Annotated in this window: 18 protein-coding genes and 1 riboswitch; of the genes, 14 read left to right on the forward strand and 4 right to left on the reverse strand. The window is 70.6% G+C overall.

From position 1 onward, the window contains the following. Positions 1 to 29: 29 nt before the first annotated feature. The 5 genes from IFR11_RS03660 (at position 30) to IFR11_RS03680 (ending at position 4,481) form a co-directional block, all read left to right on the forward strand. On the forward strand, positions 30 to 863 hold the full coding sequence (locus IFR11_RS03660) for a DUF3097 domain-containing protein (RefSeq protein ID WP_191915246.1): 834 nt from the start codon (positions 30 to 32) through the stop codon (positions 861 to 863). A gap of 104 nt (positions 864 to 967) precedes the next feature. After that, complete coding sequence (gene trmB, locus IFR11_RS03665) at positions 968 to 1,690, forward strand: tRNA (guanosine(46)-N7)-methyltransferase TrmB (protein ID WP_055936799.1); 723 nt, start codon at positions 968 to 970, stop codon at positions 1,688 to 1,690. Then, complete coding sequence (locus tag IFR11_RS03670; protein ID WP_191915248.1) at positions 1,687 to 2,553, forward strand: CPBP family intramembrane metalloprotease; 867 nt, start codon at positions 1,687 to 1,689, stop codon at positions 2,551 to 2,553. The genes trmB and IFR11_RS03670 overlap by 4 nt, the downstream gene beginning before the upstream one ends. 86 nt (positions 2,554 to 2,639) lie before the next feature. Then, positions 2,640 to 2,704: riboswitch (guanidine-III (ykkC-III) riboswitch) on the forward strand. A 10-nt stretch (positions 2,705 to 2,714) separates the two neighbouring features. Next, positions 2,715 to 3,038, forward strand: coding sequence for a DMT family transporter (locus IFR11_RS03675; RefSeq protein ID WP_055834729.1), 324 nt, complete (start codon positions 2,715 to 2,717; stop codon positions 3,036 to 3,038). Between the two features lie 207 nt (positions 3,039 to 3,245). After that, positions 3,246 to 4,481: a hypothetical protein gene (locus IFR11_RS03680; protein ID WP_191915249.1), complete on the forward strand. Its 1,236-nt coding sequence runs from the start codon at positions 3,246 to 3,248 to the stop codon at positions 4,479 to 4,481. 69 nt (positions 4,482 to 4,550) lie between these two features. Here IFR11_RS03680 and IFR11_RS16525 read toward each other — a convergent pair whose 3' ends face one another. Beyond that, a complete protein-coding gene (locus tag IFR11_RS16525) occupies positions 4,551 to 4,841 on the reverse strand; it encodes a hypothetical protein (RefSeq protein ID WP_191915250.1) in 291 nt (96 codons plus the stop codon). A 110-nt stretch (positions 4,842 to 4,951) separates the two neighbouring features. Between IFR11_RS16525 and IFR11_RS03690 the strand changes: the two genes are divergently transcribed. The 4 genes from IFR11_RS03690 to IFR11_RS03705 all read left to right on the forward strand — a co-directional run bounded on the left by IFR11_RS03690 (position 4,952) and on the right by IFR11_RS03705 (position 9,074). Next, a complete protein-coding gene (locus IFR11_RS03690) occupies positions 4,952 to 6,133 on the forward strand; it encodes a sensor histidine kinase (RefSeq protein WP_070408314.1) in 1,182 nt (393 codons plus the stop codon). A gap of 132 nt (positions 6,134 to 6,265) precedes the next feature. Continuing rightward, positions 6,266 to 6,769, forward strand: a complete 504-nt coding sequence (locus IFR11_RS03695; protein WP_055936815.1) for an SRPBCC family protein — start codon at positions 6,266 to 6,268, stop codon at positions 6,767 to 6,769. Beyond that, complete coding sequence (locus IFR11_RS03700) at positions 6,766 to 8,247, forward strand: phytoene desaturase family protein (RefSeq protein ID WP_191915251.1); 1,482 nt, start codon at positions 6,766 to 6,768, stop codon at positions 8,245 to 8,247. Before IFR11_RS03695 ends, IFR11_RS03700 begins: the two co-directional genes overlap by 4 nt. Positions 8,248 to 8,249: 2 nt before the next feature. Further along, on the forward strand, positions 8,250 to 9,074 hold the full coding sequence (locus IFR11_RS03705) for a DNA-formamidopyrimidine glycosylase family protein (protein WP_191915252.1): 825 nt from the start codon (positions 8,250 to 8,252) through the stop codon (positions 9,072 to 9,074). Between the two features lie 135 nt (positions 9,075 to 9,209). On the opposite strand, the gene IFR11_RS03710 is transcribed toward IFR11_RS03705, so the two are convergent. From IFR11_RS03710 to IFR11_RS03720, 3 genes are all read right to left on the reverse strand, one after another. Continuing rightward, positions 9,210 to 9,359 carry a hypothetical protein gene (locus IFR11_RS03710; RefSeq protein ID WP_156458740.1) on the reverse strand — a complete coding sequence of 50 codons (150 nt, stop codon included), beginning with the start codon at positions 9,357 to 9,359 and terminating at the stop codon, positions 9,210 to 9,212. A 148-nt stretch (positions 9,360 to 9,507) separates the two neighbouring features. Further along, complete coding sequence (locus IFR11_RS03715) at positions 9,508 to 9,849, reverse strand: hypothetical protein (protein ID WP_055834749.1); 342 nt, start codon at positions 9,847 to 9,849, stop codon at positions 9,508 to 9,510. A gap of 1 nt (position 9,850) precedes the next feature. Then, the gene (locus IFR11_RS03720) at positions 9,851 to 10,234 is read right to left on the reverse strand and encodes a DUF7882 family protein (RefSeq protein WP_191915253.1); all 384 of its coding nucleotides are present in this window, start codon (positions 10,232 to 10,234) and stop codon (positions 9,851 to 9,853) included. 111 nt (positions 10,235 to 10,345) lie between these two features. Here IFR11_RS03720 and IFR11_RS03725 point away from each other — a divergent pair, with 111 nt between their 5' ends. The 5 genes from IFR11_RS03725 to IFR11_RS03745 all read left to right on the forward strand — a co-directional run bounded on the left by IFR11_RS03725 (position 10,346) and on the right by IFR11_RS03745 (position 13,539). Beyond that, positions 10,346 to 10,900, forward strand: coding sequence for a MarR family winged helix-turn-helix transcriptional regulator (locus tag IFR11_RS03725; RefSeq protein WP_342030239.1), 555 nt, complete (start codon positions 10,346 to 10,348; stop codon positions 10,898 to 10,900). Then, positions 10,897 to 11,076 (forward strand): hypothetical protein, encoded by a 180-nt coding sequence (locus IFR11_RS03730; RefSeq protein WP_055834758.1) that lies wholly within the window; start codon positions 10,897 to 10,899, stop codon positions 11,074 to 11,076. Before IFR11_RS03725 ends, IFR11_RS03730 begins: the two co-directional genes overlap by 4 nt. A gap of 70 nt (positions 11,077 to 11,146) precedes the next feature. After that, positions 11,147 to 11,506, forward strand: a complete 360-nt coding sequence (locus tag IFR11_RS03735) for a hypothetical protein (RefSeq protein WP_191915254.1) — start codon at positions 11,147 to 11,149, stop codon at positions 11,504 to 11,506. Positions 11,507 to 11,846: 340 nt separating this feature from the next. Continuing rightward, positions 11,847 to 13,016: an RtcB family protein gene (locus IFR11_RS03740; RefSeq protein ID WP_191915255.1), complete on the forward strand. Its 1,170-nt coding sequence runs from the start codon at positions 11,847 to 11,849 to the stop codon at positions 13,014 to 13,016. Positions 13,017 to 13,224: 208 nt separating this feature from the next. Further along, entirely contained in the window at positions 13,225 to 13,539 is a 315-nt protein-coding gene (locus tag IFR11_RS03745) for a hypothetical protein (RefSeq protein WP_191915256.1), read from the forward strand. Positions 13,540 to 13,593: the final 54 nt, after the last annotated feature.

Here is a 13,593-nt window from a genome sequence, read left to right on the forward strand (position 1 = left end):
CGCCTAGGCTCGAGCGTTCGGAGGTACCCATGGACGACCGTTACGGCACCGATGTGCTCGCCCGCGGCTGGCGCGACGCCGGACGCACCCCGCCCGCCCGCGTTGCGGCATCCGCAGACCTGGTCGTCGAAGTGGTCGGCGACGGATTCTGCGGGGCGGTGACCCGCGTCGACGGCATGAACGTCGAGCTCGAGGACCGCTTCGGCAAGCGACGCCTGTTCCCCCTCGGCGGCGGCTTCCTCGTCGACGGCGCCCCGGTCGTGCTCGACGCGCCGGCGGCGGCCCCGAAGGGACGCACGCGCACGGCCTCGGGCTCGTTCGCCGTCGCCGATCAGCGCGCCCGCACGGCCCGCGCGAGCCGCATCTTCGTCGAGGGCAAGCACGACGCCGAGCTCGTCGAGAAGGTCTGGGGCGCCGACCTGCGCGCCGAGGGCGTGGTCGTGGAGTTCCTCGAGGGCGTCGACCTGCTCGAGCAGGCACTGGATGCCGAGCCCCCCACCGCCGAGCGTCGCTACGGCGTTCTCGTCGACCACCTCGTGCCGAACTCCAAGGAGTCGCGGATCGCCGACAAGATCGCCCGAGGCCGCCACGGCGCGCACGTGCGGATCGTCGGCCACCCCTTCGTCGACGTCTGGCAGTGCGTCACGCCCCGCGCCCTCGGCATCGCCGCGTGGCCGGAGGTGCCCCGCGGCATCGAGTGGAAGGTCGGCGTCTGCCGCGCCCTCGGCTGGCCCGCCGAGGAGCAGGCCGACACGGCCCGCGCCTGGCAGCACATCCTGTCGCGCGTCACCACGTTCCGCGACCTCGAACCGGCCCTGCTCGGCCGCGTCGAGGAACTCATCGACTTCGTGACCGTCCCGTGAGCGGCCGCAAGCGTGCCACCTCGCGAGAGTCGCCGGAATCTGTCGCTCCCGCCGACGAGAAGCGACAGAATATGGCGACTCGCGCGGCGGATAGCCTGGATGCCATGGATGCCGCGCCCGTCTTCCGCGACAAGCCCGTGTCGTTCGTCCGGCGCAGCGGACGCATGTCCGAGGCGCAGGACCGCGCCTGGGCGGAGTTCTCGCCGACCTACCTGCTCCCCGTCGAGCGGGGCGCGGCCACCACGAGCGTCAAAGAGGGATCGGCGATCGACCCGGTCGAGGTCTACGGCCGTCGCGCCCGCCTGACCGTCGAGATCGGTTCGGGCCAGGGGCACCAGATCGTGTCGGCCGCCGCCGCCGATCCCGACAACGACTTCCTCGCGGTCGAGGTGTTCACCGCCGGCCTCGCCCGCACCATGCTCGACGCCGACCGCGCGGGGGTGAAGAACCTCCGACTCGCCGAGGCCAACGCCCCCGAGGCGCTGGAGCACCTGCTGCCGGCCGGCTCCGTCGACGAGCTGTGGGTGTTCTTCCCCGATCCCTGGCACAAGAACAAGCACACCAAGCGGCGACTGATCGCCCCCGATTTCGTCCGCGTCGCCGCCCTGGCGCTGGGGCCCGGGGCGACGCTGCGCCTCGCGACCGACTGGCAGGACTACGCCGACCAGATGCGCGAGGTGCTCGACGAGGCGCCCGAGTTCTCGCGGGCCTTCTCGGGCGACTGGGCGGAACGCTTCGAGGGCCGCGTGCTCACCGCGTTCGAGCAGAAGGGGCTGCGGGTGGGCCGCGACATCCGCGACCTGACGTACACGCGGGTGGCGCCGTGACCGCGCACGCCGCGGTCGCCGAGCGCGAGCGTTCCACGCTCTCGCTGAAACTCGTGCCGGCGCTGCTGGTCTGCCTCGCCGCCCCGGCGCTGTTCGTCGTACAGGTCATCTGGCTCGGCTGGCTGCTGCTGGCGCTGGCCGTGGCATCCGGAATCCTCGTCGACCGGCGCGCCGGCGTCGCCGTACTCCCCGGTCGCGACCCCGAGCCGAGCATCGCCCGCGACGTCTCGCTCGTCGCCCTCGGTCAGTTCATCGTCAGCCTCATCCCGCTGCAGGCCGAGCTCGACAACGCCGCCTTCCTGCGTTTCACGCTCGCCCTGGGCGGGGCCGTGCTCGTGCCGTACGCGATCTCGAGGTTCGTCTACCGCGACCACGCGATCCGTTTCCCGTGGCGGGGCGGCGGGCGGTGGACGTGGTGGCAGTGGGCGTGGCTGGGCGGCGTGATCGTGCTCGGCTACCTGATCCTGCCGTTCTACTTCATCACCTCCGGCGTCTACATGAACTGGCCGGTCGTCGACACCCCCGAGATGATCGCGCGCCTGTTCGTCGGCGTGGGCGCGGTGGGGATCTGGGACGAGCTGTTCTTCATCTGCACGGTGTTCGTGCTCCTGCGCCGGCATTTCCCCGACCTCACGGCCAATCTGCTGCAGACGATCGTGTTCGTGTCGTTCCTGTGGGAGCTCGGCTACCAGGCCTGGGGTCCGGCGCTGACGATCCCGTTCGCCCTCATCCAGGGCTTCCTCTTCTTGAAGACCCGGTCGCTCTGGTACGTCGTGACGGTGCACCTGCTGTTCGACGCCGTCGTCTTCGGAGTGCTGGTGCACGCCCACAACCCCGGCGCGGCGTCGATCTTCCTCATCTGAGGTCGATCCCGGATGCCGGGTCCCGGCGTCGTTCGCGTCGTCCGACCCGTGCACGGGCGCTGCCCAGGCGCGCTCGCTAGCCTGAGGGTCGGACGCCTCCCGCGTCCCCGGACGACGGATCAGTACCCGGACTGCGACAAGACTGGCCAAGGAGCACAGCCATGTCGTGGATCGTCCTCATCGTGTCCGGTGTCCTCGAGGCCGTCTGGGCCACCGCCCTCGGGCGTTCCGAGGGCTTCACCAAGCTCTGGCCGAGCGTCGTCTTCGGCGTCGCGCTGGTGGCATCCATGGGCGGGCTCGCCTATGCGATGCGGGACATCCCCACCGGCACGGCGTACGCGGTGTGGGTCGGCATCGGCGCCGCACTGACGGTGGTGGTCGCCATGATCAGCGGCGCCGAGGCGATCTCGGTCGTGAAGGTGCTGCTCGTGCTGGGCCTCGTCGGGTGCGTGATCGGCCTCAAACTGGTGGGCGACGCCCACTGACCAGGGGATTTCCTGAAAGTCAACCGCAGGGAACGTTCGGGTTGATCCGCTACTATTTGGCTTCACTGCACTTGTCCGGGCCCGACACCGTCGTCACTCGCCCACATCTTCCCCTGTGAAAGGTTCCGAGTGAGCGCACCGCCGAGCGAGCTTGCCTCCCCGACGCGTCCGTCGCGCGTCATCGAGCGACCGAGTCGACTCGACCGCTTGCGCGACTCCCGAGTGGGTCGGGCACTGCGTCAGTACGGGCACGACGTGCTGCGTACGCCCGAGGGCATCGTCCCCGTCGAGCGCGGCGCGTTCACGCGCGTGCTGCTGCTGTGGGCCATCGCCCGCGCGGTCAACTTCGGTTTCCTGTGGGGCTTCTACTCCATCGCCAAGGCGGCGCGGTGGGGCTTCGGTCCCGACAGTGAGCGCCTCGGCACGTTCTTCGACTACCTGACCGGGTGGGACGCCGACCGCTACGGCCAGATCGCCGCGCAGGGCTACCCCACCTCGCTGCCGATGAACGTCTCGGGCGACATCCTTCCGAACAACTGGGCGTTCCTGCCGGTGTTCCCCACGATGGTGCGCGTGCTCTCGGGCGCGACGGGCCTGGGGTGGCAGCCGGTCGCGATCCTGCTGAGCATGGGCGCGAGCCTGGGTGCGACGTGGCTGCTCTTCCTGCTGCTGCGCACGGTCACCAAGCCGCAGCCGGCGTGGTGGGCCGTGGTGTTCTTCTCCTTCGCCCCGATGTCGTTCCTCTTCGTGATCGGCTACAGCGAGGGCCTGTTCATGCTGCTGATGTTCGCCGGCATGCTGCTGGCGATCAAACGGCGGTATCTCTGGATCCTGCCGATCGGTCTGATGACGGCGTACACGCGTCCCGGGGTCCTCGCCCTGGGGTTGGCGCTCGGCATGGTCTTCCTGGTGCGGTTCTTCCGCCGCCGGGTCGACCCGTTCCCGGTGCGCGAGTGGGCCTCGCTCATGGTGAGCGGGCTCGTCATCGCCGCCGCGGGACTGTCGTGGAACCACATCGCGCAGCACTTCACGGGCACGCACAACGCCTACATCCGCACCGAGCTCGGATGGTGGCTCGACTACGTCGGAAACGACGAGTTCACCCCGTTCACGCCGTGGTTCCGCCAGGCGGGAACGCACCTGGGCGTCGTGGGCATCATCCTGGTCGTCGCCCTGATCGTGGCCTTCCTGGCCCTGATGTGGTCGCGTCCCGTTCGCCGCATGGGCCTCATGGTCGTCACCTACGGCTTCAGCTACGGCATCTATATCCTGGCCGTGTTCCTCCCGCAGCAGAGCACATTCCGACTGCTCATGCCGATGGCGCCCCTGATGGGCGACGAACGGTGGTCGTCGACGCCCCGGCGTCGCACGGCGATCCTCGTCGGATGCCTCGTGTTGCAGGTCGTGGCGATCCTGCTGCTGTGGACCCGCGGCAACCCGTGATCCGCTGACCTCCGAACGACGAAGGGGCGACGCCGTGACGGCGTCGCCCCTTCGTCGTTCTCACGGGCGTCAGTCGGGTCGGCCGGCCGGATCGATGGCGTCGATCATGTCCTGCTCGACGGCGTTGTCGGCATCCATCTCGGCCGTGCCGACCGCGCCGCTCTCGTCGTCGGCGAAGGCTCCCGCGGAGTCGTCGTCGTGACCGGCCGGTGCGGGCGCGGTCTCGGGAGCGAGCGGCACCGTGGGTTCGGCGGGGGTCGGGACCGTCGGTTCCGACGGGGTCGGAGCGAGCGGTTCGTCGGGAATCGACGGGGTTCCCGGGTCGGAGGGAGCCTGGGGGAGGGGGGTCGGGGTGCTCATGCCCCCACTCTGGGTGCCGCGTGCCGATCGGGCGACCCCCTTTCCGCCGGACCCCGCGGGGTGTACCGGCGCTAGGCTCGACGACGGGGGAACGACGTGAAGGGAAAGACGTGTCCACGGCGCACGATGTGACGCGACGCGAGGCGATCGCGCAGTACCGACTCGTCGGCGAACCATCCGAGCCCGATCTTCAGGGGCTCGTCGAGCTCGCGGCGACCATCTGCGGGGTTCCCACCGCGGTGATCAACATCATCGACGATCGCATGCAGCACCAGATCGCGGCGGTCGGCATTCAGGCGGCGTCGTGCGCCCGCGAGGACTCCATGTGCGCCGCGGTCATCAGCACGCCCGGACGCGTCGTCGTGCCCGACGCGCGTCTCGACGAACGGTTCGCGCGGAGTGGTTTTGTCACGGGCGAGATCGCCCACGTGCGTTTCTACGCGTCGAGCCCCCTGATCACCCCGGCCGGTGTCGCGATCGGAACGCTGTGCGTCTTCGACGACGTGGTCGGAGAACTCTCGGATGCCAGCAGCCGCGCCCTCGATCTGCTCGCCCACCAGGTGATCGACGTGCTCGAGCTGCGTCGCGTGCAGCGCGACCTGATCGAATCGAACGCGTCGCTCGAGCACTTCGCCGTGCAGGTCAGTCACGACCTGCGCAACCCGCTGACGGCGCTGACGGGCTTCATCGAGCTCGCCTCGGACAGCCCCGAGATGGCGGCCGCACCGCGCGCGGCGCAGTCGCTCGTCCGCGCAGAGGCCGCCGCCGGACGCATGACGTCGATGGTCACCGACCTGCTCGACTTCGCGCGCATGGGGGGCACGCGCCCCCACCTCGTCGAGGTCGACGTCGCCGACACCGTCGATGCGGTGCTCGAAGACCTCGATGGCGCTCTCGTGCGCACCGGCGCCGAGGTGACCGTCGACGCCTCGGCCCGGGTGATCGCCGATGACACTCTGCTCCGCGTGCTGCTGCAGAACCTCATCGCCAACGCGGTGAAGTTCACGGTGGCCGCCGAGAAGACGCCGACCATCCGCGTGAGCGTCGAGGTCCTGCCCGACGGCTGGCGCATCAGCGTCGACGACAACGGCGAGGCGGTCGAGCCCGAGCTGCGCGAACGCGTGTTCGAGCCCATGCAACGCGGCCACGGTGGCGAGGTTCCGGGCATCGGCATCGGTCTGGCGACGTGCCGGCGCATCGTCGACGCACATCGGGGATCGATCGGACTCGACGCCTCGCCCGCCGGAGGTACCCGGGCGTGGTTCGTGCTCCCTCTGCAGGACGCCGCCTGACCGTTACCGGCCGCAGCCGCCGGACGCAACCATCGCGACACGGTGCCGCGCGGGCCGTAGCGTGGGCCCATCGAGACGCGGCGCCCCGTCATCCGTCTCGCCCGAACCCCCGCCGCCGAGGAGGAGCGTCCCATGGCCCGCAATGTGCGACTGATGCGCTGCACCCCCGACGACGTCTTCCGCGTGCTGGCGAACGGGTGGCTCTACCCCCTGTGGGTGGTGGGGACCTCGCGGATGCGCGACGTCTCCGAAGCCTGGCCGGCCGAGGGCTCCACGCTTCACCACTCCTTCGGGTCGTGGCCCGCCCTGATCAACGACACCACCACCATGCGCGTGTGGGAGCCGCCGTATCGCGCGGTGCTCGAACCGCACGGCGGGCCCATCGGTGTCGCCCGCGTGGCGATCGACGTGAAGGCGCGCGGTGACATGTGCGTCGTCCGCATCCAGGAGGAGCCGGTCACCGGACCGACGACCCTGCTTCCCGACACGGTCTTCGACGCGATCACGCGCTGGCGCAACGCCGAGACGCTGCACCGCCTCGCCTACCTGGCGGAGGGGGGCGCCCCCGGAACACAGGGCGGAGCGTCGGCCCTCGGGTACGAATCCACCGCCGAGAGGGAGCCGATCGACCGATGAGCGAGACCTACGACGCGATCATCGTCGGATCCGGACCCAACGGCTTGGCCGCGGCGGTCACCCTGGCGCGCGCGGGGTTGTCGGTCGCGGTGTACGAGCGCTCGACGACCTTCGGGGGCGCCGCCTCGACGGCCGAACTGACCCTGCCGGGTTTCCGGCACGACGTGGGCTCGGCGGTTCATCCCCTCGCCCTCGAATCGTGGTTCTTCCGCGAGTTCGGTCTCGATCGGCGCGTGCCGCTCATCGTTCCCGAGATCTCGTACGCGCACCCCCTCGACGGCGGGCGCGCCGGGCTCGCCTACCGCGATCTCTCCCGCGCGGCCGAGGGCCTGGGCGTCGACGGTCCCGCCTATGAACGCCTCATGCGTTTCCTCGTCGATCACCTGCGCGGGGTCGCCGACTTCACCGGCAACGCCCTCCTGCGTGTGCCGGGGGACCCCCTCGCGGCCTTCTTCTTCGGCATCCGCTCTCTCGAGCAGGGCGGGCCCTGGTGGAACGCGCGGTTCCGCGAAGACGTCGCGCCGGCGCTGGCCACCGGTGTCTCCGCGCACACGATCCTGCACCAGCCGAGCCTCGCGGCCGGCGGTGCCGGTCTCGTGCTCGCCACCTACGGGCACGGCCGCGGATGGCCGATCCCCGTCGGCGGCAGCCAATCGATCGCCGACGCGATGATCGCCGACATCCGCGCGCACGGGGGCGTGTTCCACGCGGGCGTCGAGGTCACCGCCCTCGACGAGTTGCCGCCGTCGCGGGCGGTGCTGCTCGACACGACGCCGCGGGCATTGATCCGCCTGGCCGGTGACCGGATGCCGGCGGGGTACCGCCGCGCCCTGCAGCGGTTCCGCTACGGCGGGGGTGTCGCCAAGGTCGACTTCGCGCTGAGCGACCCCGTGCCGTGGACCCACCCCGACATCGGCGGCGCCGGAACGGTGCACATCGGCGGGACGCGGGCCGAGATCGCCGCCGCCGAGAACGCCGTCGCGCGCGGCGATCTGCCCGACGCGCCTTACGTGCTCACCGCGCAGCCGACGCTCTTCGACCCCACCCGTGCGCCCGAGGGCAAGCACGTGCTCTGGGCGTACACGCACGTGCCGGCGGGGAGCCCCGCCGACCGCGAGGAGGCGGTGGTGCGTCAGATCGAGCGCTTCGCGCCCGGCTTCCGCGACACGGTTCTGGCCTCGTCGTCGCGCACGGCCGTCGACATCGCCGCGTGGAATCCGAACTTCCCCGGCGGCGACATCTCGGCGGGCGCGCCGACGCTCCCTCAGCTGCTGGGGCGGCCGGTGTACAGCCCCGAACCCTGGCGCACCCCGATGAAGGGCGTGTACCTGTGCTCCTCGTCGACCAGTCCCGGCCCCGGAGTGCACGGCCTCGCCGGGTGGCAGGCGGCCCTCAGCGCCCTGCGGCACGAGTTCGGCACGCGCCTGCGGCCCGACCTCGCCCCGCGCGCCGATCAGGTCTTCACCTCGGCGCCCTGACGGTGCCCGAGGGCGACAGCGTTCTGCGCCTGCGTCGGCGGTTGGATGCCGCGACGCGCGGCGCCCGCGTGGCCGAGGGCGAGCTGCGCTCCGGTTCGGCGGCCGGCAGGTCGCTCGCGGGGCTGCGGATCGAGGGGTACGACACCCACGGCAAACACCTGCTCACCCGGTTCGACGATGCCACGACCCTGCACACGCACCTGCGCATGCAGGGCAGCTGGACGATCACGCGCGCCGGGCGCTCCCTGCCGACGGCCGAGCGCGAGCGGGCGCGCGTGCGCCTGCGGTTCGACGACGGCCGGGAGATGTGGGGCATCGACCTCCCCGTCGTCGAGCTCGTCGCCACGGCCCGCGAGCGCGACGTGATCGGCCACCTGGGCCCCGATCCGTTGCGCGACGACTGGGATGCCGCCGAGGCGGTGCGTCGGCTGTCGGTGCGGCCGGAGCGCACGTTCGTCGCCGCTCTGCTCGACCAGACGCGCCTCGCCGGTCTCGGCAACCTGTGGGTGAACGAACTCGCCTTCCTCCGCGGCATCCATCCCTTCGCGCCGATCGGGGCGACGGATCTGCCCGCGCTGGTGGCCCTCGCCGCGCGGTGCCTGCGGACGTCGGCGACCGTGCCGGGGATGTACCAGGTGACGACGGGCGACCGACGCCGCGGTTCGTCACACTGGGTGGCGGGCCGAGCCGGGCGCCCGTGCCTGCGGTGCGGTACCCGGGTTCAGGTGCGCGCCGAGGTGGTCGACGACCCCGAGCGGCGACGCACCTGGTGGTGCCCGCGGTGCCAGCCGGTGCCCTCGGGCGCCGAGGTCGGATCACCGGGGTAGAACAGCGCGGCCGCCGAGAACGAGAACTCGCTGCGGGTCACGGCGCGGTGTCGGCACCGCCGAAAGCCGGGGCCGTCGCGGCGCCGGCGGCCCTCGTCGCCGAGGAGCCGCCGGACCGTCGCGTGCGGCGCGCGATCAGGAGATGTCGCCGGTGGGGGAGTCCGCCGTGTTCGAGGCGTCGTCGGCGTCCTTCTGGGCCGCCGCTCCTTCTTCGGGGGATTCGCTGCCCGCGCCGTTCGAGTCCTGGTCGGGAGCGTCGTCGGTGCGTCCGTCGATGTCGGTCATGTCATCTCCATCCGTCAGGGGTCGTCGTGTCGACCCGGGCCGACGCTGTCACGCGTCGACGTGCGTGTCCAGGGGGTCGACGAGGGCCCAGCGGTCGGGCGCGGCCGCCGTCACGCGGACGGTGGTGTGGCGGGGAGCCCGGTTCGGCTCACAGGAACGGGGCGAGGGCGCCGGCCGTGAGCGCGAACGCCAGGGCCGTGCCGCCGACGACCGTGGCCGCGGTGGCGGTCGCACGTTCGGCGCGGTGACGCCGGGCGGTGTTGGCCGGGTGCGTCGTCGAACGCAGGGAGGATTTCGCGGCGGAGAGCTCGTCGTAGCGACCGACGGGGATGCCGTGCGCGTCGCGCGAGACGTATCCGCCGGTGACCTGGTCGACGCAACCGAAATACTCGCCGCCGCGATGGGCGACCCAGAAGCCGGTGTCGACCTTCGCCCAGAGGACACGGGTGGAGGCGAGCGCGCTGAGAGGCGCGAGGGAAGCGGTGCTCATGTCACGCCGCCACAGACAGGCTGGGGCGCCGAGCAGCGGGCGCGGTGCCGCGCGTCGCGGCGGCATGGGCGGGTGCCTCGGCCGTGGGGATCTCGGCGTTCAGGTCGACGACCAGACCGGCCGACGAGTTCGCCATGTCGGCCATGTCCTTGAGAACGCGGGGGTTGAGGGCCTCGGGCTCGGCCGAATCGAAGACGAAGCGCATCGGGATCGCCGGCTGCAGCCAGATCGTCGATCGTCCCGGGGTGCCGTCGACGTGAGCCCAGCTCAGAGTGAAGCTCTCGCTGCGGCGGAGTTTGGTGGTCGCGACGACTTTCAGGTGCGACAGCAGTCGATCGGGGATCTGGATCGACTCGCTCGTCGTGCCGTAGAACAACTGCCCCATGGGGTTCTCCTCTCGCAGCGGTTTGCTGGTTTACAAACATACTCGACTAGTAACTAGTTTGTCTAACTATTGGTTTGGCGATATAGTTTCTCCACCAGGGAGGAGTGTGTCGTGACAGGTGTCCGCGTCGCGCCTCGCGAGAGCGCCCCTCCGACCGACTCCGCTGAGCCGAGCTACTGGTACGGCGACGAACCCGCCGACCGACGTATGCGCAGCAAGGCCGTCCTCGAATCGCTCCGGGTGTACCGCGCGGCCGAGGTCGCGATGCGTCGCCGCACGCGCGACTCGATGTCGATGGGCGAGAACGAGCTGCTCGTTCTGCGTTACCTGCTGCGCGATTCCTCCCGCCGCGTACGACCGGGGGAGTTGACGAAGTACCTGGGTCTGTCGACGGCGTCCACCACGGCCATCCTCGACCGGTTGGAGCGATCCGGGCACCTCACCCGCGCCGCCAATCCCGACGACCGCCGCAGCATCTTCGTGCAGGCGACGCCGCGCGCCGATGCAGAGGTGCGGCAGACCCTGGGCACCATGCACGACCGCATGCTGGCCGCGGTGATCGACATGACACCCGAAGAATCGGCGAGCGTCGTCGCCTTCCTCCGGCGGATGAGCGACGCGGTCGACGGCGTCGCGGTCGAGACCCCGGCGGTCGACTCCCCGTGATCTACGTGCTCGTCGGCGGCCCCCGCGACGGACAGCACGTGGATGATCTGCCGCGCGGCTACCGTCTGTCTCTGAGCGACCCGCAACCTGAACCCTTCGGGGAGTTCGAGACGGTTCGAGCCGTCTGGTTCGAGCTCGACGAGGCGATGTTCCGCACGGTGCAGCGACGCGACTGATCGGTACCTCACGTCGGCAAGCCCGGCAACCCGCCCCCCTTCGGGCGACGGTGACCCGCAGTCTGTCAGCATGCGCTGTGTCACCTACGCCGGAGAAACCGTCCTCACCACCGACGACGTCGCGTCGTCCCTGATCCTGTTGACGGCGGCGGTGGCGAAGGAAGGCCAAGCCGAGGCCGTCAGCATCCCGATCGTCACCGACGACAAGAAGGTCGCCCAGGCGGAACTCGTCATCGGGGTCGGCAACGACGTGCTGTCGGCACCGGTGGACTGGACCGACGAGGAGCCGGATTTCTCGCACGCGGCCCAGGAGCTGAAGGACCACCGTTTCTTCCCGCGAGCGCACCTGCGCGCTGTCGAGCCCTCGGAGTCCGACGAGGGCGACGACAATCCCATCGACTGGGACTTCGACCAGCCGACACAGGCTTGACGCCGGTGCGGGTGATGCCCGGGCTCCGCAGGGTGGGGGCCACGCCGCGAGCCTTGCGCCGGGTTCGCGGCGTCCGCTATGTTCGCAAGTCCGTGCCGACCGGCACGATGAGCCGAGGGGACGACACGATGACCGCGATGCGCGATCTTCGCCAGGAGCAGCAGGACACGTACCTGCCGTTCCTGCCTTCGTCGTACCCTCCGGTGCCGGCCGCCTAGACCTCGTTCTCTCGCGCCCCGCCCGTCAGGTCGGGGCTTTTCTCTTTCCACCGTGTGGGGGAGTGCTCCGACCGGAGCTCACCCCAACCGCGCACCCGCGCACCACACGAAGGAAAGGATCCATGCAGAAGCTCACCGAACGACTGGTGTCGTGGGCGAGCCTGATCGATGACAAGACCATCGAGCAGGCCCGTACCTCGTCGCGCATGCCGTTCATCTACCCCCACCTCGCCCTCATGCCCGACGCCCACCTGGGCCTGGGCGCGACGGTCGGGTCGGTCATCCCGACGCTCGGAGCGATCATGCCCGCGGCCGTCGGCGTCGACATCGGCTGCGGCATGATCGCGGTCAAGACGCAGTTCACGTCGTCCGATCTGACCGGTCGCGACCTCGCGGAGCTGCGGCAGCAGATCGAGCGTGCCATCCCGCTGTCGGCCGGCCGCGACAACCGCAAGATCGTCGCCACCGCCGAGCCGCGCGTGGCCGAGCTCGAGTCGCTCGCCGAGAAGGCCGAATTCGACCCCGCGAAATACGCCGGTCACTGGCGGCACCAGCTCGGTTCGCTGGGCAGCGGCAACCACTTCATCGAGATCTCGCTCGACGAGAACGACGACGTGTGGATGTTCCTGCATTCCGGCTCCCGGGGCGTCGGCAACCGCATCGCGCAGCACCACATCAAGGTCGCGCAGCGCCTGGCGAAGCAGTGGTGGATCGAGCTCCCGCATCCCGACCTGGCGTACCTCGTCGAGGGGACCCCGGAGTTCACGCGCTACATCCGCGAGCTCCGGTGGGCACAGCACTTCGCCCTCCTGAACCGTGAGGAGATGATGGATCGCGTCGCGAATCAGCTCGGACGCTTCCTCGACACGACCGTCGAGGAGCGGGAGCGCATCAACTGCCACCACAACTTCACGGAGTCCGAGAGGCACTTCGGCAAGCGCGTGTGGGTCTCGCGGAAGGGCGCCATCATGGCCGACGAAGGTCGGCCGGGACTCATCCCCGGGTCGATGGGCACCGCGTCGTACGTCGTCGAGGGGCGCGGCAATCCTGTCGCGCTGAACTCGTCACCGCACGGAGCAGGCCGGGAGTACTCACGCTCGGCGGCCCGCAAGACCTTCACGCACGAGCAGTTGCGTGACGCGATGGCGGGCATCGAGTACCGCGACACCGACGCGTTCATCGACGAGATCCCGCAGGCGTACAAGCCGATCGATCGGGTCATGGCGGACGCCGCCGACCTGGTGAGCGTGCGACACACGCTGCGGCAGATCGTCAACGTGAAGGGCGACTGAACAGGATGCCACGGGCGCGGCCGACGTGCCCGTGGCATCCTGCCCCCGCCGGTGGCGTTCGCGGGGTCGCTCTCGGCGGGTGATTCCACCGATCAGCGGGGGGAGATACACCTCTGGGAGGATGCGGTCACTTCCCCCGGTTCGACAGCATGGGGTCAACGTCTGCCGCACCGCGCAGGCGTCGAATGCCCCCCGGAGCGGAGAACCCATGCCCCCGACCGCCGACTCGGCTCCCGTGCCGACCGTCGAGCGCCCCGTCGACACCGCAACGATCGAGCGGCAGAGAGCCCGCATCCGCGCGGCGCAGGCCCGCCTGGCGGCATTCATCGCCAGTACGGCTGCTGATGTCGACGAGGTCGCCGGCGAGGCGGAGGCGGCGCTGCGTGCCGCGGTGTCGTCGGGCGCGGGTGTCGAGCGCGTCTCGGCGGAACTGGAGCTCAGCCCCCGGGCGCTGCGCGCGATCGTCGACGGGTCGGTCCGGCTGCGCAGTCTTCACCCCGACGAGCGCCTGAGGTCGGTGTAGCGCGGACACACACGAGGGCCCCCGCGAGCACGCGCCGTGTGCGCTCGCCGGGGC

Origin of the sequence: Microbacterium sp. CFBP 8801 (genome assembly GCF_014839455.1) — a bacterium.
GTDB lineage: Bacteria > Actinomycetota > Actinomycetes > Actinomycetales > Microbacteriaceae > Microbacterium.